Source organism: Litoribrevibacter albus, from assembly GCF_030159995.1.
Classification (GTDB): Bacteria; Pseudomonadota; Gammaproteobacteria; order Pseudomonadales; family Litoribrevibacteraceae; genus Litoribrevibacter; species Litoribrevibacter albus.
Map to the genome: position 1 here is coordinate 306,521 of NZ_BSNM01000016.1, position 22,947 is coordinate 329,467.

Sequence of the window (22,947 nt, forward strand, 5' to 3'; positions counted from 1 at the left end):
ACGCACAACCAGAGGGTGTCTCTATGTTTGGTAATCGATTAAAGCAAGAATACGAAGCGCTGAAGCAAGAGTTACAGTCTCTCAAACAAATCCACGAAAACTTAAACCAGGAAATGCTGGCAGTGGATTTAGACGCCTCCGGGAAAATAACCAGCATCAACGACAAATTTACCGAGGAAACCGGACTCACTGCATCCTACCTTATGGGAAAACACCTCCGGGAGTTGGTCCCAAGAGACTTACAAAACACCGATCACTTCAGACGAATGACCCAGGCACTTGATCATCAAACATTGTGGATTGGCGCCTGGCAAATCGAAAATCAACAAGGCAAACCCTTTTGGCTACGAGCGGTTCTGACGCCAGTTAAGGATGTAGAAAACCGTCTGTTGTACTTTATGCTCTATGCAAACAATCTGACCCGGACCATCGAAACATCCCAAGAACATGAGCATTTGATTAAGGCAATGCTACGTTCCACTGCAATGATCGAGTTTGATTTAGACGGAAAAATTCTTACGGCCAATGAAAACTTTCTCAACGCAATGGGCTATCGATTAGAAGAAATCCAGGGCAAACACCATAAACTCTTTTGTCCCCCTGATGTTCATGAATCCACCGAATACCAAACCTTCTGGTCCAAACTGTGCGACGGGCACTTTATCGCAGATCGATTTAAACGCGTCGACAGCCGAGGCAATGAAGTCTGGCTTGAAGCCTCTTATAACCCACTGATGAATGCTCAGGGCAAGTTCTATAAAGTGGTCAAGTTCGCGACCTTAATCACCGATCAGGTCAATCAGGAAAGAGAGGTGGCCAACGCCGCCAGTATTGCCTTTGAAACATCCAAGGAAACCGATGCCAGCACCCAACGCGGTATTCAGGTCATGAAAGAAACCGCCGGAGTTATCCATCAACTGGCCGATCAGATGTCCCTCGCGGCGTCCAGCATCAGTGATCTGGATAAGCAATCGCAAACGATTGGGACCATTATTCAAAGCATCAGCAGCATTGCCGAACAAACGAACCTATTGGCGCTAAACGCTGCCATTGAGGCCGCTCGCGCGGGTGAGCAAGGCCGAGGGTTTGCCGTGGTCGCCGATGAAGTAAGGCAACTTGCCTCACGAACCTCAGAAGCCACTGAAGAAATCATCAATGTAGTGAAGCAGAATCAATCCCTGACCGCTAATTCAGTTGCGGTCATTGAAGGCAGTCAGGAACATGCGAATCAAGTTCAAAGCCTGGTATCACAAGCCAGTACAGTCATTAATGAAATCAAAGACGGAGCCCAGAAAGTGGTGGATGCGGTATCGCAGTTTGCCAATCGGCTGTCGCATTAAATGGATGGCCGTTGTAGATCTGTAAATCTCTACTTGTCGATCTTCCCTGGGATTCGCAGGGGCGATGCCTGTAGGGATAAAACAGGACATTTTGCTGACTTAGCGGTACTCTATGCACTGATGATTCACCCTTTCTCATCAAATACGGCAAAACAGCCACCGATATAAACGTCGAGGACAACATGAGCAAACCTCTGTTAGCACTCTATTTGTTGATCTGTACCGCCACAAGCCTAGCAGCGTCAGCGACACCGGAAGCACAACAAGCCAAAGTACAGCAATGTGAAACCTGCCATTCGGAAGAACATAACGCAAATGCAGTAGCCGCCTCGGTCGCCCCTGTATTGAACGGCATGTCAGACTGGTACATTGAACAACAGCTGACCAACTTCCAAATGGGTTATCGAACCAATCAAGGGCCTGACGCAACAGCCATTCAGCAAGCGCACAACCAGGATGCCATCAATGGCGAAGCCATTTCTCTAATCGCCGATTACTACGATGAACTGGAACACAGATTCAGTGACACCACCTTGGCTGAAGGCACGTCAGATCTTGCCAATGGCGAAGCCCTGTTTGAAGACCAATGCGCCGCTTGTCATACCAGTGCGTTTGGCCGTTTCCTTAGTGATGGCCCTGAAATCACATCACTGGAAGCACCCTATATTCTGGAACAACTGAAAGCACTACAAGCTGAACAGCGTAAATTTCAGGAAGAAACCAAGCACCATAGAAAGATGGTGAAGCGTTTGAAAGAGATGTCCACCCAAGACCTGATCGACATCGTGGGATACATCAGCAAAAATGCACAAAGCCTGTAAGGCACAGAGTGAGTAAGGTACAGAGTGAGTAAGGTACAGAGTGAGTAGTTCGGAATGAAAGGTCTGTTGTGTGCCCTGCTACTGCTGACCTCCGGCCTCAGCTTCGCAGAGGTTTCCGCACAGCGCTTGGTAGACGCTGCGTTTGAGAGAACCACACATGATGTTCGCTACGATGGGCGCTATCTGTCTATTCCCTACCCTGGCGGAGATGTCCCGGAAAACATCGGTGTTTGTACCGATGTTGTGATTCGATCTTACCGAGCGCTCGGTATCGATCTCCAGCAACAGGTTCATGAAGACATGCGCCGCCATTTTCAGGAATATCCCTCAAAACGTATCTGGGGGCTGACCAAACCTGATAGCAACATAGACCACCGGCGCGTGCCGAATCTCCAACGTTTTTTCACCAGACATGGAACACAACTAAAGATTTCTGATAATCCAAACGATTACCAAGCTGGTGACCTCGTCACCTGGATGTTGCCTGGCAATCTGCCACACATAGGCATTGTTACGGACCAAACATCCGTCTCTGGTGCTCCGATCATCGTCCACAACATTGGCTGGGGCCCGAAGGCCGAAGACATGCTGTTCGACTATACCATTACCGGTCATTATCGGTATTTGCCTGAGTGAGTGGCTGAGCAGCACCAATTCATACATGGCAGCATGAGATGTATCTAGCCTTACCTCAACAAACCACCCAATAAGCCAACCTGCTCAACCAGTCGTTCGACCACTCGGGATTGATCAGCGCCTTGCGCGCGCTGGTCGAGGGCATCCACCATCGCATCCATTAGAAAGTGGACGGCAACCTGACTCAGTTGTGTCAGGCTTTGGCGGCTAACACTGGGGTAGGAAACACGAAGTTCGGAGGCCAATTCACCGGACATTCCCTGAAGCTCTTGTCGAATAGCATTGCGTATTTCCAGATGTTCACTGGTGCGGCATTGCTGAATAAAGGTAAACAGCGCGGTATTCGCATCTAAAGTATCAACATAGGTGGTCAGCAGCGCGCTTAGGGTTAATGTCTCTTTTGTTGCAAGCAGTTCACTGCGCACGCGTCTCAGCAGCACAGAAAACTCATCGATCAGATTAAGCCCCAATTCTTCCATGTCCTGAAAGTGTCGATAAAACGAAGTAGGTACAACACCTGCGTTCTTGGCGACTTCACGCAATGAAATATTTGAGAAATGCTGCCCTTGCTCGATCAAACCCAGGGCGGAATCCATCAGTGACTTTCTGGTCTGGCGTTTTCGTTCTTCTCTGCTCATGCAACATCTCTTTTCATGACACGTCTTCGATCTACGTTCTAATTCAAGAACCTTCTCTAGGTTTTCACATTATTTGTGCATGAGTGTACACCAAGATAATCAAAAAATTCGAGTGATTTTTGCGTACCTTACTCAATCTTCTCAAGAAAACCAAAATCACCTTGCGATCACATCTATATATAAAGCAGAACACAGCTATTCAATAGCGACAACTCTTTGATTTAGCGCGCCAACATCAGTGTACAAGTGTTGACTGAAAACACACGCCCCCATAAGTTAGTGAACAGATGTACACAAAGGAGTACAACATTATGTCTACAAATTTTAAATCAAATGAGTCACGTCTAATGCCAATGATCGGTATGGCATGGACCTACACATGGCTGTACAAGCTGGGTGAATATTTTTGGCAACACTCCGGCCAGCTACAAGATTACGTAAACTTTGTTCTTTGCGAAGCTGACCCACGCTGGGATCAACAACGCATGGCTGCACAGATCATTAAGAAAGAGCATCCAACCGCTGACTCCACTACCTTGTGGTTAAAGCCGCCCGCGAAGTGGCAAGGGTTTAAACCGGGCCAGTATGTGAAGTTCGAATGTGACATCAATGGTAGCCGGGTTCAACGTTGCTATTCATTGTCCAACAGCCCGGCAGACTTTAAACAAACCGGCCTGATCAGCATTACCGTTAAGGCGATCCCGAGTGGCAAGGTTTCTAATCATGTAAAAGATCATTTGGCCGAATCCGAGCTGGTGTACCTTTCACACGCTCAAGGTGAATTCAGTTACCAAGTGGCTTCTGCTCAAAAAGATAGTACGTCGGAACAACCTAACGATCTAGCCAGCCATTACCTGTTCTTGGCCGGTGGCAGCGGTATTACGCCAATCAAGTCAATGATTGAGCAGTTGATTGAAGATCGTACTTTCAATCATCCAAAGATCACGCTGGTCTATACCGCTCAAACGGAAGCAGATGCGATCTATTTAGAGCGATTAACGTCTTTGGCGAAATCACAGGCCGACTTCGATCTACATTTTCATGCTAGCCAAGAACACGGCTTCTTAACGGCCAAGCAGCTAAGCCAGTGGATAGAAGCACCAGAAACCACAAGTGCATTTATCTGTGGCCCAAGCGAGTTCATGGACAGCATGAGTAATGGCCTTAAAAAGCACGGGCTTTCGAACGAGCAGATTCAAATCGAACGTTTTGGCGCGGCCAAACCCGCCATCAAAAGCACCAAGGGGAAACTCACCACCTACTTTGAGCCTACCGACCAAACACTGATTAACAAGGGTGAACAGTCGTTACTGGAAATGGCGGAAGAGGCTGGATTAAACCCGAAATACGGTTGTCGGGCTGGTATCTGCCATGAATGCAAATGTAAGCGCCCGGCAGGCGAATTGATCGACGCTCAAACCGGCGAAGCCATTCCACACGATCAGGCACATATTCAACCGTGCGTCACCTATGCAGCCAGTGACTTGGTCATTAATGAGTGGAACTAATGGAGCAGGCAGAAGCAAAGACGCTTCTATCTTGCTTCAAGCATCTTCAAAGACAAAAGAAGATATGAGGAACAGAACAATGAACAGCATATTAAAAAATACAGAATTAGCGACAACCACCAGTTTCAACCACTGGATGACCGACAAGCAGCTGGAAGCCTTTGGTAAAGAGCTGACCGCACTGCGAGAAGAAACCTTGAAGGAAGTGGGTCAGGAAGACGCTGATTACATTCGCAGCATCATTCGCAAACAACGCGTCTGTGAGATTTCAGGCCGCGCCCTCATTCATTTCAGTATGAATCCAATTACCTGGTTGGCGGGCGTTGGCCTTCTTTCTGTCTCCAAAATCATGGAGAACATGGAGATCGGCCACAATGTTATGCACGGTCAATATGACTGGATGAACGACCCGAAACTGAATTCCCAGACTTATGAGTGGGATACCGTATGTGACTCAGAATCCTGGCGCAAAACTCACAACTATGAGCATCACACCTACACCAATATTCTGGGGAAAGACCGGGATTACGGCTATGCCGTGCTTCGCTTGAGCGACGATACACCGTGGAAACCGAGACACCTGTTTCAGTTCATCAATTACGGTTTGTTAAGTGTCTTTTTCCAATGGGGCGTGGGCCTGCATGAGCTGGAATCCGAGCGCATTCGCCGAGGGGAAATTAAGATCAAAGACAAAGTGCCGTTCCTGAAACGCATCGGTAAAAAAGCCTCCCGTCAGGTTCTGAAAGATTACATAATCTTTCCCGCATTAGCCGGGCCATTTGCACTCAAAGTATTAGCGGGTAATGCCATGGCAAACTTGGGCCGTAACCTGTGGGCTTCCACCATTATTTTCTGCGGGCACTTCACTCAGGATGCTCATACCTTTACGCAGGAAGAATGCGAAAACGAATCACAAGGTGCCTGGTATCTTCGCCAGATGCTGGGTTCGAGTAACTTTACCGGCGGTCGTTGGTTGCACATCATGAGTGGTCATTTGAGCTATCAAATTGAACATCACCTATTTCCGGACATACCAGCGCACAGATATCCAAAGATGTCGCTTAAAGTCAAAGAGATCTGTGATAAGTATGGGGTACCCTACAACACGAACAGCTTTGGTAAGCAGTATCTGAGCGTTTTAAAACGAGTCCTGCAATATTCGTTGCCAGACAAAAAACGACCGCTGGATAAGAACGACAACTCAGCGGGTCCGTTATTGCCAAGCTAATACCGACATTTGCTCAACAGAAAGCAATGCACAGAAAAAGCAATGCACAGAAAAAGCAATGCACAGAACATAACACTGGGAGGCTCCCCATGAATAAGCTTATAAACCGGATTGAAATCGCCAAAGACTTTGCTCAAACCATGATTGAGCAGACCATTACCAGTGTCCAGGGCGTCCATAACACCATTGCCAACACCAGTTATGAGCTGATCAAACTGACGCCGGCAAATCCCATTTTGATGTCGGATTTAAAACAACGCCACGACGAAGTATCTGGTCAGGTTTACGAAACCATTCGAGCTGTGAATCAACAAGTGGGCGGACTGGCCTCGGAATTGTTCGGCTCTCTGGAAGACAGCAAGGCCGCAGACCAAGCAATGAACCAAGCGACCCCGACAACAAAGGATTAATTCATGGCGAACGTTTCCTCACCCTTAGTTTCTGAGCCGTTAGCGGCTGAACTTCTGGAACTCCATATTCAGCACGAACTCAAAGCGCTGACGCCAGAGGGTTTGTTATGCTGGCTCAAGGACGAGACAGCACCAATTTTGGAATCACTGTCCACCCTGCCTCTGAATCAACTGCTGAATGAAGAACAGCTGAACCAAATCATTCATGATCAAGTGGTCTCTCACCCGATTCCAGGTGCCATTGCCGAGATCGCAGGTGATGCGGCGACCTTTTTGTTCAAGTCAGATTCTCATCTGGACAGCCGCCTCAAAGACATCATGACAGCGAAGCAATTCCAGGGGTTTGTATCTAAGCTGATGGAGCTGGAAAGCCAACGTCACGAATTGATCCATCAAGTAATAGATCTGCCGGTGTACCGTTCCCTGATATCGAACGTGGTCTACAAAGCCATCACCCGGTACCTCTATGAAGACAACATGCTGAGCAAACACGTTCCCGGCGTATCATCAATGCTGAAGATGAGCCGCAACGTGATGAACAAGACCGTGCCTAAGATCAGTGGCGCAATGGAAGACAGCGTTAAGAAGTACATCAGCAACAACCTGAGCCTATTCCAGCAAGAAAGTAAAACCTACCTGATCGAGTCACTCAGTGGTGAAGACCTGGAGTCTTCGATCATGGATTTCTGGGACGACATCGAAAACAAAACCCTGCGCGAACTTCAGCAAGGCATGGACAGCCTGGATCTGTCCGAGTTTGTGGTGCTGGGTTATGAGTTCTGGTTGGAATTCCGTGAATCAGAGTATTTTGCGCACTGTTACCAATCGGTGGTGCACTTCCTCTATCAACGTTATGGCGATGAACCGTTAGCCACGCTGTTTGAAGATCTGGAAATTACCGAGGCCACGGTTATCGAACGCGTACAACAGCTTGCCCCTCAAGTCTTAACGTCATTGCGAAGCAACGGCTTGCTTGAGGCGTTACTACGTCGTCGTTTGTCAGCATTTTATGAGTCAGACGCCGTTCAACAAACCCTGGCAGAACCTATGTTCGCCGACTGATCCTCCCCAAGGCATATCTTGTGATATGCCTTTCTTTGCTCTCATCGATAGACCGATTAACCAAGTAAAATGGTCTATTATTAATCCAACTTACCGAGTAAATCAGGAGCCAGATTCCCCCGCTCCCGAGTGCGTAATTGGATGAGCGTTGTGAAGAACATCTCACATATTCAAACCCTCGTTGGCTTATGGCTGTTAATGATCGTTAGCATAATCCAGCCCTGTTATAGCCAATCTCTTTCCATCCCTTCACCTCAAAGCAAGCGTCTTCAACTGGTCACGCTTGAATATCCACCCTATGAGTACTCTGAAGATAACCAAGTGAAAGGTGTTGCCGTCAATCTTGTTTCGGATGTCTTCAAAACGATGGGGCACGATATCTCGATAGAAATACTTCCGTGGGCAAGAGCCATCAATAGCATCAAGCTCGGTCAAGCCGATGCCATCTTTACCGCCTTCCACACCAAAGAAAGAGCCGCCTTTGCGGACTATTCAAAGGAGGTGCTGATTCACCAGGAAATCTCATTATTTGCTCTGGAGAAAAGCCCGTTAACCTTTCACGGAGACTTAACCACCATCGGCCAATATCAAATTGGAGTGATCCGAAAAATGAGCTACGGCAAGAAGTTTGATCAGGCCGTTATCGACAACATCATCCAATACACTCAAAGCACCTCGTCCTTGGAACAAAACATCGAAAAGCTACTTTCCGGGCGTATCGATTTCGTTGTCTCTAATAAACTGGGCGCATTGGATACCTTGAACAAGATGAACAAACGAGCACTTATCCGGGTCTTATCTCCACCACTGGAAAGTACCCCCAGCTACATTGCGTTTTCCAAACAACGAAACCTCACACACATTCGGGACGCCTTTGACAGACACCTCAAACAGTTGAAACAAACAGGCCGTTATCAGGAAATCATTGACGAATATTTTCAGTAACAACAAAACCGACGCTGGTTAATTCTCTATACTAAAATCAGAACATTAAAAACAACGTGGTAACCAGTTACAAAGGCCAGTATTGGCTACAGCTCGGGTTCTGTATCCAGCTTAAATTGTAAGAGTTGAACGACATGAAGAAAGGAACCGTACGGAAAATCCTCAGCGCATTACAGTCGACGTCAGGAAAGGACTTTCTGAATCGTCTCACACTACAGCTAGATCAAGCGATTGATGCTGACTACACCTTTATTTCTCGCATTAATATCGAAAACCACAGCTCAACCACCTTATCGTTGGTCAGTCATGGCAAGATCGCAGACAACTTCACCTACTCTCTGGAACATACACCCTGTGCAGACGTCAGCGACGACAGCCTCTGTGTCTATCCCGAAAATATCTGCGCCCATTATCCCAAAGATCAGCTATTGGTTGATATGAAGGTTGAGGGTTACATAGGCACCCCACTCCATGACTCACAAGGCAATGTGATGGGTATTGTCGTCGCCCTTTATGAAACAAAGATTGAAGACCCTGAGCTGGTCACCTCCCTGTTTGAATTATTTACCGGACGTATTTCTGCGGAAATAGAACGAATGGAACACCAGGATGCGCTGACAAAGCTCAATAGCGAACTGGAACAGAAAGTATCCGAAAGAACCCTAAAACTGCAGGAAACCTTAGATCAACTCAAAGCCTCCCAGAACCAACTGATCGAAAACGAAAAATTGGCCGCGTTGGGTCGATTGGTGGCGGGCGTAGCCCATGAGGTCAATACCCCTTTAGGGGTTTCCCTACTAGCCAACTCAACCATCGAAAGCTGCTACCACGAAATCAAAGATGCGTTCAGTTCCGGCGCGCTCAGTAAACATGTTCTAGAGACAAACCTTGAAACCATCAACGAGGCTCAGGAAACCATTGGACTGAACCTGTCCAGAGCCACCGAACTCATTACCAACTTCAAACAACTGGCCTCTGATTTTCATATTGATGAGCTGGAAACCATCAACCTTTCTGAGTGGATAGACGCATTACTAAGCAGTCTGCAGCTACTCATCAATACCTCCGACATTGAACTGATCAAACACTACCCGGAAACCAACATCGAGCTGATCACCTACCCATTCAGACTCGCTCAAGTGATCACCAATATTATTTCAAACTCGGTCAACCACGCATTTGATCAAGACGCCACCCATCATAAATTCATCGCCATTGATGTTCACACCAACGACGAGGAATGCATCATTTCGCTTCAGGACAACGGTCAGGGCATGGATCAAGACGTCACCTCACACATCTACGATCCGTTTTTCACCACCAAACGAGGCGTCGGCGGTATGGGGCTGGGCATGAGTATTGTGAAGAATCTGGTCAGCGACTCACTGAAAGGGTCGATTGATATCGACAGCAAACCGGGCGAAGGCACAAGAGTAAATATTCACTTACCCAAGAAAGCAGCGGCCTAGTAATCCATTTACTTTCAACCCTTACTTCCAGCCCTTACTTCCAGCCCTTACTTCCAGCCCTTACTTTTAACCCTAACTTTCAGCCTTAACCTGGGCCTTGATGATGGCCTGAACATCGCTCAGGGTCTTACGATATTGAGCCTCATCATTGAGTTTCACCAAGGCCGTTAATGTGGTTTCGGCACGAGCATAGTCTTTGGCCATTATCCAAGTATCGGCCAGCGTTTTTAAATGCGATTCCGAACCGGCAATGCGTTGTTCATTCAGCGACATTTCCAGAAGAGTGCCGGCCTGATAATAATTCCCCTGCTGAATCATCAAGGTGATCATCCACATCAAATCCTGCTCAGCAGTCAGAAACCCAGCCACATAAGCAGAATGCAACGCACTCAAGGCTTTGCGCTCATTCTGATCCTTCGACCCAGGTTGATCACCTTGTTGATGTAAAAGTGCCAGTTGTCGCCAATACAGCGTGCTCGGGTACTCACGGACCAAAATCTTGGACACATCAACGGCCTGACGTCGTAAGCTTTCTTTTACCGTCTTACTGATGTGTTTTGAGTGGGCCTGTGAGTGTGCTTGCTTGGCTTGTTCGTTCTGACTCTGTGGCTCGTACTGCTTGGCAGGTTCATATTGATTTAACAGCCCGGTAAGTTTCATACGATACCAGCTTTCCGGAATGGGATTCTGACTTGCACCAATCGCGTTATCCACATAGCGGACGGTGTCCGGCCATGTTTCCAGACGGTAGTAAGATTGCGCTACATACACATAATCCTGAGCCGACACTTTGGTTTCAAACTCACCGCCATTGATCGCCTCAATCCAGGGCACATAGAAATCCACCGAGGTCTGCCATTTGCCCAATTGCATAGCTAACTGGGCCAACGTCCGCTGAATTTGCAGTTGTTGCGGAACGGCATAAACCTCCAATAACCAGGCGTTATGAAACGCATCAAAGGCACCTTGGTAGTCTTTCTTTTCAAGCGCCAGGGTTGCGGCAAACTGATGGGCCAAGGCTTGTTCGTAGTTGGTTAAATCGCGTTCCAACAACGTTTGAATTAGTTGCTCCGCATGAGAAATATCGATCGCCGGTGTGGAATTCTCTTCCGTTGCTTCCGGGTTTAAGGCCGTTTGAATATCCAACACCAAAGGCAAGACCGTTTTACGGATTTGTGGTGCCGAGTTGCCTGAAGAAGATGACATCGCCAACGGTGACATCAGCAGTGCACAGATCAGCAGTGCCACCATGACCGTGACTCTGACTGAATCCTGGCGCTCATGCATGCCTTGAGAATCAAGGACAGCGCTTTGACATTGGCTCATAGACCACTTAACCATGTTATTTCTCAAGACTAAATTCATAGCGGTAACGGTTTTTGAACGGTACAGCGACGCCATTTTGAATCAACGGTTCATAACGAGACCGAAAGATCGCTTTTCTTGCCTCACGTTCAAACATGCCTTCGGGTTTAGACTCAATCACCTCGACAGAATCCCGTGCAACACGTCCTTCCTCATTCACCAGAAACTCCAGCACCACATAGCCTTCCAATCCTCGTTGTAAGGCTCTTCTAGGATATTGTGGTGTCGACTGATAGGTGGCATCGCGCTGCATCACCATATCGCCCCGAACCACCATTTCCGACGGAGCGGAAGACGGTGCAGAAATGGTCGGTAACGACGGCGTCGCAAGTGATAATTCAAACTGGCCGTCCAGAGTCAGTTGCGGCACATCCAAGGTAGGCATTTCAATCTTCGGGGCCTGTGCTGCCACCGCTTGGGCAGTTTGGGCTTGCGCTACAGGAGGTGGCGGAGGCGGGACAGAACGATCCCTGAGCTGCACATCAGAATCAAAGCGCATCCTTAACATATCCAATCCGACACTGGCGGTGTCCGCCGTTTGATAACGCGCTTGGGGGTTCGCCAATTGCGCCATAAACAAGAACAGCCCGACCACCACGAACAGTGCCGTTAAGCCACACAGCATCAAACGCACCTTAGTGAGCTCCCTGAACGGCATTTTTTGTGGCAACAGCCAATTGTTCAATCCCCGCCAGTTTCACCTGATCCATCACACGAATTAACACACCGGTTTTGGTGTCTTCATCCGCCTGCAACAACACGGCAATGTCGGGTTGTTCGACTTTCATTCGCTCCAATTTAGGACGAATCATGCGAATGTCAGTTTGCTTGCCTTCCAGCCACACCAATCCATCCGCCGTCACAGCCAAACGCACCCCTGAGCTGTCTTGCTGCTGAGCCGTAGAGGATGCAGGTCGGTTGATGTCGACACCAGACTCTTTCACAAACGTGGTCGAAACAATGAAGAAGATCAGCATAATAAACACGATGTCCAACATTGGGGTCATATCAATGTTGGAATCGTCTTGCTCGTTCGTTAAGTTAATTCGGCTACGCATTAAATCTACTCATTTACCGTCATTCACATGGGCCAAAGACGCCAGTTGTAATCGACTCCAATGATGAAGCCAGGTGTACATCAACAAGCCTGAAACAGCCAACACCATACCCGCCATCGTCGGAATCGTCGCTTTAGCAACCCCGGCTGACATCAATCGGGGATTTCCCGTGCCATGAAATGCCAGCACATCAAATACCTGAATCATCCCTGTCACCGTCCCCAATAGCCCGATCATCGGACATAAGGCCACCAGCGTTTTAATGAGCGCAAAGGATTTCTGTAATTCCCGCTGCAAGCCAGAGACTTCATTGACCAGCTCACCGTCCCCTCGCCCGGTACGTGTTTTGTGATCCAGCGCCTTCATGCATTGCCGTTTGAGCGCAGGAAACTGAACCCATCGGAACCAGGTTCGTTCCAACAACAATGTCCACATCACAAACGCCGTCCAGGCCAACCAGAACAGAACCCAACCTCCCGTCAGGAAGAATTGAGTCAGCGCCTGAAGCCATAGGCTCGGGTCAAGCCACATTACGCCACCTCACGGTTCGCAGCGTCTTCGTTCTTGATAACCGGCGAGCGTTTCGCTTCCATGTACTCAGCCAAGGAAGAAAACGCCACCTGTTGAAGTAACTGAATCAATCGACGAACCCGGTCTGCCACCAGGCTATGACAGAACAACAACGGGATCGCCACACACAAGCCCAACACCGTAGTGATCAGAGCCTGGGAAATGCCACCCGCCATCAATTTCGGGTCACTGGTGCCGAACACAGTAATGCTCTGGAACGTGCCGATCATGCCGGTAACGGTTCCCAACAAGCCCAACAACGGCGCCACCGCAGCCAACAGCTTCAGGGCAGACATGCCACGTTCCAATCGTGGGACTTCTTTCAACAGCGCTTCATCGAGCCGAACTTCAATGCTACTGGCGTCCTGAGCATCACTCTTGGCTTCTTGAACCGCCGACAACACACGACCTAACGGATTCGCCAAAGACACGTTTTCAATACGCTTGGCCTGGCTCTTGATCCGCCACTCAGCGATTAACACCGCAAACAAACGCCATACCGCCACCAGCAAACCTAATGCTCCCAGCACTATGATGATGAAACCAATCGGTCCACCTTGTTCCAGACGTTCTTTCAACGTCGGAGTACGCCCGATCAACTCGAACAAGTTACCGCGACTTGGGTCAATTAACAGTGTATCTGCCTGCCCATTAAAATAGGCTTTGGCTTGCTCAACACTGCTTCCCGTTGGTTGACGAGGATACACCGACAGCTGCTGGCTGGACGCCTCATAATTCAAAAAACGACCTTGTTCATCAATGGCGACAAAGGGCCCGACACGAAGGACATCAACCGACTCATACACACCATTGGGTTGAGCCACCGATGCCTGATATCGCTTGATTTCCGCCGTTGCTGTCATCTCTTGCAGCATCAACCACCAGAGGGCTTTTACATCGGTCATGGTGGGAATACGTTTCTGATCAGCAAAGGCAATGGTAGACAGACGATCGGCATACTCACTGCTGATCATCGAATCCTGAATGACGCCGCTCAGATCCTGACCCTGTTGCTTAACCACACCAAACACTTCGCCAAGCTGACCGGTACGCGCCGTCAAGGTCTCTTGTTGTTGCTGAAGTCGCTGTTCATTTTGCTCATACTGGCGCTTAAGACGGACTTGCTCTGATTCGGCCTTAGCCAGACGCGCTTTCGCCTCTTTCAGTAAACCGGACTGTTTCTTATATTGGGCGAGGAATTCATCCAAACGCTGCTGATCTTGCGCTTCTGTCTGATGAATACTCTGTTGAACCTGCTTCAGCAAGCCATCCAGTGAAGCCGCTTGTTCATCGGCAAATACCGTTGAATTGGACAGAATGAACGTCATGACAACTAAACATGACAAGAGGTTTCGCGCCGTTAGCCAAACAGCGTTTACATAGGAAGCTACGGAGAACGTGGTCATTAGTTTGCTCCTCCTTTCTCAGTCATAGCGGACGTAGCGACTGAGTGCTCGCTTAGTTTACTTAGCTCGCTGATCAAGCCAATCGGCAACTCCAATAATTCAGGAACGGTTTGTTGTAACGCCATTTGAATGCCTTTCTGAACCACCCAATCATGACGTTCATCCAAACGCTGCCATTGCTGTTGCTGAGTCTGCCATTGACCGCTTTCCTGACCATCCGAGGTTTGGTAATACAAAGCCACCCGTCCCAGGCGTAGGAACGTGACATCCCGATCTGGCTGACCCTCTACCTTCAGCACACCACTGTAGGCTTCAAGCGTTCGGCCGTATTCCACTTCAATCTGATAGGCTTCCAACACCTGACGATATTTCTCTGCGACACTGACATCGGCCCGCGCTAATACATCGTTCAGTCGTGATAATCGCTCGCTGCGCTCTGCACTCAGAAACGGTTTGTCTCGTTCAACAAAGGCAATCAGGGTATTCAACATGGTTTGCAGTAGAGGTAAGGCCGCTTCTTCCGTTTCCTGAAGTGACGACAACTGCTCTTTGATGTCTTCAATTTCTTGCTGCTGGGAATCAATCAGGCGTTGTAGCTGGGCATTGTAGTCTTCTAATTGCTTAGCGCGCTGAGTAGTGTACAGATACTCGTAATAATCCTGACGGGTTTGTTCATCCAGACGATCAATCTTCTGCTGTACCTTCGATGCATGCTGATAACTTGTTACCAAAGCTTTTTCAGCAGACGTGACAACATCATCAGCCATTGCCGTATTACTTAGAACTGTATTGCTCAGGACAGTCACATTAATCAATACAAAACCAGCAACTGCCATACGCACTGCAGACCGTACTTCAGACATTAACCTCTGACTCACTGCCACTGAAGCTGCCGTCAAACCAGCCCACATTAATCGCTTGTCTTTACCTAAAAACAACACCATCACCACCCGACTACATGAAAATGAATCTCATTATATTTCAATAATAATTTCAAACAACCGTTTACATAATGCGCCAAATACAATTAAATATAAATACAAATCATTCTCATTATAATTATGTTTCTTGAGAGCATTATGAACAAAAAGCCCTTAGCACTTGGTATTATGAGCGGCCTGATGGCCCTATCTCACAACGCGGTTGCAGCCTCCGATAACGCAAACGCTTCTTCACCTGTGGAAAAAACGATGGTCATTACCGCCAGCCGTACCGCAGAAACCGTCTCTTCTTTACCGCAAACCGTACAGGTGATCGATCAGGAACAGATTCAGCAACAAGTTCAACCAGGCAACAATCTGGCAGACATATTACCTAAGCTAATTCCGGGATTAGGTGCGCCAACTCAAGTAACCACTCAATTTGGTCAAACATTACGTGGCCGCCCGGTGTTAATTCTGATAGATGGTGTATCTCAGTACGACAATCGTAATGTCTCTCGTAAATTAAGCAGCGTGTCTCCTGAGATGGTAGCTCGTATCGAAGTGGTGTCTGGTGCCAGTTCTATCTATGGTGCAGGTGGTGCAGGCGGCGTAATTAATATCATCACAAAAGATGCTTCAAAAGAAACGTTGGCGTTTGAAACCCGTCTTGGCTTAAAAGCCAGTACCGAAGAACTGGATTCCGAAGCCCTGTCCTATAACTTCCTGCAAAGCGCCTCTGGCACTGTGGATAAGTTCAGTTACCTGGCTACTCTTACCGGCGAAATCCGTAAAGGCATGTTTGATGCTGATGGCGATCGCATTGCACCCGAACCGGCTCAAACCTCTCGAAGCGATGCCGATTCTTTAGGTGCCTTAGTAAAACTTGGCTACCAATTCGATGCAGACACATCTGTAAAACTAACCTTCGATTGGTACGAAGAAGAGCAAGATACAGAGTACGCAGCCAACTATGGCGGCCCAGGCGTACCGGCCCTATTCGGTGCAGATGTTGAAGCGAAAGCCATCAAAGGGTTGGAGCTGGACGATCAACCAAAAACGGAACGTACCTCCATCACCTTAGACTTCATCAACCAAGACCTATTCGGGTCGACTTTCCGAGGTCAGGCTTACTATCGCGAACGTGAATACCGTTTCTACCCATTCGGTAGTACACGAACACTTGCTATTGCGCCGGCTTATCAACCTGCATTTCGTACAGACAGAGCACCATTGCCTGTTGTAAACCAATCGACGTCAGAAGCGGAAGTCTACGGCACCAAACTGACCTTAGAGACATCCATTAATGATGACGCAAGCGTGATCTGGGGTCTGGATTACAACCTGGACAAAGGTAAGCAAACCGCACGCGGTTATGACGTAACAAGCTTCATTAACTCTGGAGCCCTAACCTATGAGCCTATCGGTTCACGCTATGAGTATGGCCCTGAAGTAGAAACCGAAACTAAAGCTGCCTTTGCACAGCTAGAATGGGATACCTCTGACACCGTCACGGTTCGCGCCGGTGTACGCTACGAAAATATTAACGTAGACGTTGATGATGCCACACCACCGATGGAAACCTGGTTCTGGAATCAATACGGTGCCATGGTTTCACCGTTCTTCCCTGACGCGGGCCCAGAAGCGGTAGAAGGTGATGAGCTGGACTATGATGCCTGGCTATTCAACATCGGTGCTATTGATCGTATCAGCGATAATGCAGAAATCTTTATCAACTACTCTGAAGGCTATGAACTTCCTGATGCGGCTCGCTTGCTACGCGATGGTTTATCCCCTGACAGCTTGATGCTGGAACTGTTCACCAATGCCGGCGGTGCCACTGACATTGGCGATTCCAAGTTCGATGCAATGAAAGTTAAGAACTACGAGTTTGGCTGGCGTGGACACTGGGAATCTGCCAGTGCATCGATCACCGCGTTCTACAACAAGTCAGACAAAACAGCGGTCTTTAATTCTGATTACACCGTCGACATGTTAGATCAGGTGAAAACCATCTCAGGTCTGGAATCTACTTTGGATGTTTATGTAAATAACAGCATTCAAACCGGTGGTACCTTCTCTTACACCAAGGGTGAAACCAGAGGCGAGGATGGTAAGAAACGTGACCTGCAAGCAACCGAGGCGTCACCTGCCAAGCTAACAGCCTATGTTCAGCTTAATAAATCTAATTTCACTACTCGTCTGCAAAGTATGACCATCTTTGACTACAACAAAGCAGCCAGAGACGATAACGGTGCAGACATCGAAGGTTACACCACTCTGGATCTGTTAACTCAGGTTGCAGTAGGCCCTGGCAATCTTCAAGTGAATGTCAGCAATTTGCTAAATAACGAGTACCAGACGGTCTACAGCCAGTGGGCAGAAGCGACCTATGGACCAGCATCAGGTCTGAATGCGGAAGGACGTACAGTAAGCATGAGCTACCACATGGAATACTGATCCTGTGTTAGTACGCTAATTACGCAATGTCATGGATGACAAAAAGCCCGATCAGGCCATCACCTGATCGGGCTTTTTCATGAAACGATACTATTTACTCATCACGAGCCGGTATCTTCCAGCCACGCTGTACCGCTGGCCGTTCAGTAAAACGCGAAATGTACGAGAGTACCCTCGGAAAACGATTCAGCTCCGTCAATTCACCCGCCTCATAATAACCAGACAAGGTTTGCAACCAGGGCACGATGGCAATGTCCGCAATAGAGAACTCGCCAGCCACCCATTCTTGTCCGTCCAACTGTTCCTCTAACACATTGAGTAGTCGTTTTACCTCCTGTACATAGCGCTTTTTAGGTCTTGGGTCTTCGATGCTCTTACCCCCGTAGACATGGAAATACCCAAGCTGTCCAAACATGGGCCCGATCCCCCCCATTTGAAACATTAGCCACTGAATTACTTTTGCTTTTTCCGCTGCATTAGACCCCAATAACTTACCCGCTTTCTCGGCAAGATAGATAAGAATGGCACCACTCTCGAACAACCCTACCGGTTTACCGTCAGGGCCATCAGGATCAATAATTGCCGGTATCTTGTTATTGGGATTCAGAGAGAGAAAAGCCTCGCTCTTTACGTCTTCATCCGCCAATGACACCAAATGCGGTTCATACGCCAAACCCAATTCTTCTAATGCAATTGAGACCTTTACCCCATTCGGCGTTGGGTAGGAAAACAACTGAATTCTGTCTGGATGACTCGCTGTCCAACGATCAAAAATAGGGTAATCCGAGAGATTTGAATAATCGACCTGTGACATAGGGCCTCCAAAAGTAAGTGAATGAGTTATATGTCTGACCATACCCGGTTTAGTTCACTCTCAGTGAGCACCATTCCGTCATTTCAGTTGTGAAGCCTGGTCACAAGGCATTCTCTTTACTCTCTCATCACTCACCCTTTACTTACGTTTCACTCTCCCTTCACTCTCCCTTCACTTGCCATTCAGTCACCTTTTACTCGCCCAACATTCAAAATATCAACGAGCTGTTCAACTATTGATCTATATCAGAACTCCGAAAACCCGCATTTATAGAATGGTCTTAGATTAAAAATTCAATAAGGGGAAAACCATGGATACATTCTTTGATCTGTTCGCAAACTTAACTGGACTGCTGAGCCTGTTCGTTATCGTATTCACTACAGGTATGGGTATTTATTGTGGTCACATGTTTATTTCAAAAATGAAGAAAGAAGGCGAAGAGTACGATAAGACACATCCAAAGGCGTAAGTCCGCCAAGCATGCACAATTAAAATAAACGGTAGCAGCCATCGGAGCTTCTACCGTCGTATGTCCCTCTACACCAGCTAACAGATAGCAATCTTGGTTCGGGTCGTCTCGTAGAAAAACCGCCTCCAACGCCTTTCATTGCACTACACTCAAAAAAGCGAATGTGAGTTTCTTGCTGGTCGCTTACAATGCCTCTCCACAGGCCATCCACTCACTCAACAAGCAGGTTCCCTTATGAGCGACGAACGATCTTTAGACGAACAACCTCTGGACGCAAATCAACTCGACTGCGAAAGCCGTTACGATTACTTTCTGACAGTCGTTGGTGAAGAACGAGAAATTTGGATTCTTATCAACGACGACAATCAGTTTTTAAAGATCTTTTCTGAAGAGGAAGACTTTGAATACCTTCCTGTCTGGCCAACGTCAGATTTAGCCAAAGACTACCTTGAAGCATCGGGTGAAAATCTCACGCCGAAGAGCATTTCATTGCCTGAATTTCTGAATCGCTGGGTATCCGGCCTTCAAAACGATGGTTTGGAAGTGGGAGTCTTTCCTGGTGCAGACAAATCAGTGTGGATCATCGAACCGTCCGAGCTTAAAAGCGATATTCAGGATGAGCTGGCGGATGCCTGGTAAGCCTATAAAAACGTCGTAAAACCATCGGTTAACCGTGTAGGAATACACGATTAACCGCCACTAAAAAGTCAAAACGGTTTTATTATGTAATCCTGCCCCTTTGGACAGTAATTTAAGACCTTTAGTCTATGGATTCGGCAAATCAACTCTGTTATCTTTCGTGGCGTCTAACAAATTGATTTTAGAGGATATTATGTACAAGGAATACAAAGTTATCACAGTCATGGAAGGTGGTTTGGGTGCAATCTTTTTAGGTGCATCAAGCATTCCAGTTCAGAAAATGGAAACTGCCCTTAACAAAGAAGTTGCTGACGGTTGGCAGGTGGTTTTCCAAATCGTTGAACAAAAGCGTCTGCTTCTTTTCTGGAAGCGCGAAGCGGTGATCATCACACTAGGTCGATAATATTCAGCCTAGGGCTCTGCTATGTTAAAAAAAGACATTCTTGAAGAACAGCAAGAACAACTGAGACGCCAGGTTCGGGAATTATCTGACAGCCAACGCGCAAGCTATTATCGACTGTCGGAAAAGGTCATTAAAGACCCGGATACCTACGCCACATTAAACTTCATTTTCATTGCCGGTTTGCACCATTTTTATCTTGGAAAATGGGGCTTGGGCTTATTGAATATTTTGGTGTTCGGCAGTGGTATTGCGCTTCTCTGGTTTGGTCTGATTGAAGTTGGCGTTGCACTCTTAATCGGAATCTCTGTCTTTGAACTGTATGAGCTGTTCCGTTCCCAAGCCATTGTGTTGGATCACAACAACAAGGTTGGGCAACGGGTACTGAAAGACGTCTTGGCGAATAGCGAATAGGAAAAAAACTCGTAGCCAGGAATGACGTCTTCCGCCGAATAACCTTGTCTTAGGATCTCTTATCGTCTCTCTGCTTACCCATCGGTATAGAGCGAAGCAGTTCCTAGGACGAGGGTATTACTTACTTCAAACGATTAAAGTCCTCACTGGCTTTTTCAAACTTCTCAATGCGGTCATCGCTGGATGGATGGCTCGACCAATATTTCGAAGTCTCTTCGTCCTTCTCTCCGTGACTTTCTTTGAGCTTGGCCATCATCTGAGCAAAGTAAATCGGATCAATGTTCATCAGTGACATATGATCCAGTGAAAACTGATCCGCTTCTTCTTCGAACCGTCGGGAATACCCTGAGTTCAATAACAACGCAGGCGTGGCTAATAGCAAGGCATTAACACTGGTGATGTCCCCGGTGAAGACCACAACCGCAAGCACCAACGCCGAGGTTTGAATGAGAGACTGGGTACCATGGCGAAGCTCAACGTGCGCCAGTTCGTGCAGCAATACGGATCGAATCTCGTGATCGTTTGCAGCCAACGCCACCAACTCATCGGTCAACACAATATCACCGGATGGCATGGCAAAAGCATTGGCACCCAAGGTTTGTGATGAACGCAAATGCAGGCGGAAGTCATACATGCCGCCTTCATCCGGCACCAGTTCATGAAAGAGCGACTGCAATTCTGACTGACGTTCTTCACTCAACCCGGAGGGCTCAAAATACTCTTCATCAAACCCTTCTAGCGCCGCCTTGCCTTGTTGCACCAAGGTTTCGGGAGACACCATCATAGCTGCATTATAGGATGCCGATGGAATACCAAAACGGATTCCGGCCCAACTCAAAAGCAATACCAGCACCAGAATAACCAGTCGTATGATCAGGGAAGGCGTAATTAAAAAATTATTGGGTTTATGTGGAAAGCGATCAGCCAAACGATCCACAAGCTCATTGTCATTAGTTTCAAACAACAGGCCATTGGGTAAGGTAATGAAACGGGTAGAATCGTTAATCCGAGGCGAAATTTCTAATTGGTTAAACGCTACTTTTCTTTGAGAGGTCGGTACCGAGACCATCCCCTGATCATCCACCGACAAAATCATTGCTCGCTTCGACGCGGTTTTAACATCCAAATACAGTCCGTTGATAGTGTCCATAGCCGTCTCTGACTCTCATATTCAATCCCATCATGATAATACAAAACTGGCTTGAATATTCATCTAAACCAGAGACGAATATTAAGGAACCTCAGAACCTTATTTGGCAATCTGTTCCAAGGTATTGATTCGCTGGATATCACCGTCCGACAGCCCCAACTCATATTTCATATAGTCATTCAACGCTTGAGTACCGGCGTTATCTCCCAACGCATCTCGATACTCCTGCACAAGCGCTCTTTTTTGTTCGAACACTTTGCGTTTCTCAGCCAATGCAATAAGACGAGCCGCAGCCTCATCACCATAGGTTTGAGCATAGGTTTGGTATTGAGTAGCAGAATCATTGCCCTCAATCTTATGGGCAAGATCTTTGTGATTAATGGCTAATTGGCTAGCCTCACGCTCAGCTTGCTGTGTTTGGGGTAACTGCTGATCCAAACGAGTTAACTGTTGTTGAATCTCTTGTTCTGAACCGTCTGACAAACTGACCTGTAAACGCTTCAGCATCAGCGCGTCATACGTATTTTCTTCTCCAAACAAAGCCTCCTGTGTGGTTTGATCAAACACCTGAGACTGCAACGCTTCCCGCTCTTGAAATACCTTTGTTAACGTTTCAAGGTCTGAATGAGTCACTAACTGACCAGGATCATAAAGCCTACCCCAAACATCCTGATCCACCGCTAGTTCATTCAATTGCGTTTTATAATCGATGTACTGCGCTAAAAAACGAGAGGCTTGCTCACGCGCAGGCGACTCCAATTGCTCAGAAAAATAGGCTTCAAGCCAGGTGGTAATTTCCTCAATGGACGCATCGTCTTGAGCGGTGAAAAAATAATCCAGAACTTGCTTGGCCTCGGCATTAACAATCAAATTTCCCTGCTCATCGACCGATAACGTACCTACCACACCGGTTCCCTGAAACTGCGAGGGTAGCTTTTTTTGCCATTCGATGACTTGCTGATGACCCTCATTGTCAGAAGCCACTTCTTCGGACTTGAGGCTGGCTACAGCATCCTTAATGTTCACACGAGATGTCACAATCTCCGTCTCATTAAGATTGTGGTTGTCACTGAACTTACTACCTGATAACGCGCGTTGATCTTCAAATGACATTGTCATCATTGTTAAGCCGGCTATGGCTGCCACCAGCCCACATACGGTTACTTTTAAAGATGTTTTCATAAACATGCCCTTCCTTCACAGAAAACGCTTTGACGGTCTAAGA

General features: G+C 47.6%; 24 protein-coding genes. 14 read left to right on the forward strand and 10 right to left on the reverse strand.

All coding sequences use genetic code 11. The features are described from left to right. The first annotated feature begins 23 nt into the window (after positions 1–23). The 3 genes from QQL66_RS16120 to QQL66_RS16130 all read left to right on the forward strand — a co-directional run bounded on the left by QQL66_RS16120 (position 24) and on the right by QQL66_RS16130 (position 2,797). On the forward strand, positions 24–1,340 hold the full coding sequence (locus QQL66_RS16120; RefSeq protein WP_284382802.1) for a methyl-accepting chemotaxis protein: 1,317 nt from the start codon (positions 24–26) through the stop codon (positions 1,338–1,340). A gap of 182 nt (positions 1,341–1,522) precedes the next feature. Further along, positions 1,523–2,161, forward strand: a complete 639-nt coding sequence (locus QQL66_RS16125; protein ID WP_284382803.1) for a c-type cytochrome — start codon at positions 1,523–1,525, stop codon at positions 2,159–2,161. A 54-nt stretch (positions 2,162–2,215) separates the two neighbouring features. After that, on the forward strand, positions 2,216–2,797 hold the full coding sequence (locus QQL66_RS16130) for a DUF1287 domain-containing protein (protein WP_284382805.1): 582 nt from the start codon (positions 2,216–2,218) through the stop codon (positions 2,795–2,797). A 50-nt stretch (positions 2,798–2,847) separates the two neighbouring features. On the opposite strand, the gene QQL66_RS16135 is transcribed toward QQL66_RS16130, so the two are convergent. Continuing rightward, entirely contained in the window at positions 2,848–3,435 is a 588-nt protein-coding gene (locus QQL66_RS16135) for a TetR family transcriptional regulator (protein ID WP_284382806.1), read from the reverse strand. Between the two features lie 311 nt (positions 3,436–3,746). Here QQL66_RS16135 and QQL66_RS16140 point away from each other — a divergent pair, with 311 nt between their 5' ends. The 6 genes from QQL66_RS16140 (at position 3,747) to QQL66_RS16165 (ending at position 10,057) form a co-directional block, all read left to right on the forward strand. After that, a complete protein-coding gene (locus QQL66_RS16140; protein WP_284382807.1) occupies positions 3,747–4,943 on the forward strand; it encodes a flavin reductase family protein in 1,197 nt (398 codons plus the stop codon). 79 nt (positions 4,944–5,022) lie between these two features. Further along, positions 5,023–6,171, forward strand: a complete 1,149-nt coding sequence (locus QQL66_RS16145) for a fatty acid desaturase family protein (protein ID WP_284382808.1) — start codon at positions 5,023–5,025, stop codon at positions 6,169–6,171. Between the two features lie 89 nt (positions 6,172–6,260). Next, positions 6,261–6,581 (forward strand): hypothetical protein, encoded by a 321-nt coding sequence (locus QQL66_RS16150; protein WP_284382809.1) that lies wholly within the window; start codon positions 6,261–6,263, stop codon positions 6,579–6,581. Positions 6,582–6,584: 3 nt separating this feature from the next. Next, positions 6,585–7,643: a hypothetical protein gene (locus QQL66_RS16155; RefSeq protein WP_284382811.1), complete on the forward strand. Its 1,059-nt coding sequence runs from the start codon at positions 6,585–6,587 to the stop codon at positions 7,641–7,643. A 150-nt stretch (positions 7,644–7,793) separates the two neighbouring features. After that, entirely contained in the window at positions 7,794–8,588 is a 795-nt protein-coding gene (locus tag QQL66_RS16160; RefSeq protein ID WP_284382812.1) for a substrate-binding periplasmic protein, read from the forward strand. A 134-nt stretch (positions 8,589–8,722) separates the two neighbouring features. After that, positions 8,723–10,057 carry a sensor histidine kinase gene (locus QQL66_RS16165; protein WP_284382814.1) on the forward strand — a complete coding sequence of 445 codons (1,335 nt, stop codon included), beginning with the start codon at positions 8,723–8,725 and terminating at the stop codon, positions 10,055–10,057. Positions 10,058–10,129: 72 nt separating this feature from the next. Here QQL66_RS16165 and QQL66_RS16170 read toward each other — a convergent pair whose 3' ends face one another. From QQL66_RS16170 to QQL66_RS16195, 6 genes are read right to left on the reverse strand one after another with little or no spacing between them, the layout of a single operon-like run. Beyond that, positions 10,130–11,398: a hypothetical protein gene (locus QQL66_RS16170; protein ID WP_284382816.1), complete on the reverse strand. Its 1,269-nt coding sequence runs from the start codon at positions 11,396–11,398 to the stop codon at positions 10,130–10,132. A gap of 1 nt (position 11,399) precedes the next feature. Further along, complete coding sequence (locus QQL66_RS16175; RefSeq protein ID WP_284382818.1) at positions 11,400–12,047, reverse strand: energy transducer TonB; 648 nt, start codon at positions 12,045–12,047, stop codon at positions 11,400–11,402. 10 nt (positions 12,048–12,057) lie between these two features. Beyond that, positions 12,058–12,480 (reverse strand): ExbD/TolR family protein, encoded by a 423-nt coding sequence (locus QQL66_RS16180; protein WP_284382819.1) that lies wholly within the window; start codon positions 12,478–12,480, stop codon positions 12,058–12,060. Positions 12,481–12,489: 9 nt separating this feature from the next. Beyond that, positions 12,490–13,011, reverse strand: coding sequence for a MotA/TolQ/ExbB proton channel family protein (locus QQL66_RS16185; protein WP_284382820.1), 522 nt, complete (start codon positions 13,009–13,011; stop codon positions 12,490–12,492). Then, positions 13,011–14,456, reverse strand: a complete 1,446-nt coding sequence (locus QQL66_RS16190; RefSeq protein ID WP_284382822.1) for a MotA/TolQ/ExbB proton channel family protein — start codon at positions 14,454–14,456, stop codon at positions 13,011–13,013. Before QQL66_RS16190 ends, QQL66_RS16185 begins: the two co-directional genes overlap by 1 nt. Continuing rightward, positions 14,456–15,319 carry a DUF3450 domain-containing protein gene (locus tag QQL66_RS16195; protein ID WP_284382823.1) on the reverse strand — a complete coding sequence of 288 codons (864 nt, stop codon included), beginning with the start codon at positions 15,317–15,319 and terminating at the stop codon, positions 14,456–14,458. Before QQL66_RS16195 ends, QQL66_RS16190 begins: the two co-directional genes overlap by 1 nt. Positions 15,320–15,535: 216 nt before the next feature. Here QQL66_RS16195 and QQL66_RS16200 point away from each other — a divergent pair, with 216 nt between their 5' ends. Next, positions 15,536–17,836, forward strand: coding sequence for a TonB-dependent receptor (locus tag QQL66_RS16200; protein ID WP_284382825.1), 2,301 nt, complete (start codon positions 15,536–15,538; stop codon positions 17,834–17,836). Between the two features lie 94 nt (positions 17,837–17,930). On the opposite strand, the gene QQL66_RS16205 is transcribed toward QQL66_RS16200, so the two are convergent. Further along, positions 17,931–18,650, reverse strand: a complete 720-nt coding sequence (locus tag QQL66_RS16205; protein WP_284382826.1) for a glutathione S-transferase family protein — start codon at positions 18,648–18,650, stop codon at positions 17,931–17,933. Positions 18,651–18,960: 310 nt separating this feature from the next. Here QQL66_RS16205 and QQL66_RS16210 point away from each other — a divergent pair, with 310 nt between their 5' ends. The 4 genes from QQL66_RS16210 to QQL66_RS16225 all read left to right on the forward strand — a co-directional run bounded on the left by QQL66_RS16210 (position 18,961) and on the right by QQL66_RS16225 (position 20,572). Next, the gene (locus tag QQL66_RS16210; RefSeq protein WP_284382828.1) at positions 18,961–19,119 is read left to right on the forward strand and encodes a DUF3149 domain-containing protein; all 159 of its coding nucleotides are present in this window, start codon (positions 18,961–18,963) and stop codon (positions 19,117–19,119) included. 234 nt (positions 19,120–19,353) lie between these two features. Further along, positions 19,354–19,758, forward strand: a complete 405-nt coding sequence (locus QQL66_RS16215; protein WP_284382830.1) for a DUF2750 domain-containing protein — start codon at positions 19,354–19,356, stop codon at positions 19,756–19,758. 193 nt (positions 19,759–19,951) lie between these two features. Beyond that, the gene (locus tag QQL66_RS16220; protein ID WP_284382832.1) at positions 19,952–20,161 is read left to right on the forward strand and encodes a DUF4177 domain-containing protein; all 210 of its coding nucleotides are present in this window, start codon (positions 19,952–19,954) and stop codon (positions 20,159–20,161) included. 21 nt (positions 20,162–20,182) lie between these two features. After that, positions 20,183–20,572 (forward strand): TM2 domain-containing protein, encoded by a 390-nt coding sequence (locus tag QQL66_RS16225; RefSeq protein ID WP_284382834.1) that lies wholly within the window; start codon positions 20,183–20,185, stop codon positions 20,570–20,572. A gap of 121 nt (positions 20,573–20,693) precedes the next feature. Here the strand turns inward: QQL66_RS16225 and QQL66_RS16230 are convergent, their stop codons facing one another. Both QQL66_RS16230 and QQL66_RS16235 read right to left on the reverse strand, forming a co-directional pair. Beyond that, a complete protein-coding gene (locus QQL66_RS16230; RefSeq protein WP_284382835.1) occupies positions 20,694–21,722 on the reverse strand; it encodes a M48 family metallopeptidase in 1,029 nt (342 codons plus the stop codon). A 99-nt stretch (positions 21,723–21,821) separates the two neighbouring features. Beyond that, positions 21,822–22,904, reverse strand: coding sequence for a lipase secretion chaperone (locus QQL66_RS16235; RefSeq protein WP_284382836.1), 1,083 nt, complete (start codon positions 22,902–22,904; stop codon positions 21,822–21,824). Between the last annotated feature and the right edge of the window lie 43 nt (positions 22,905–22,947).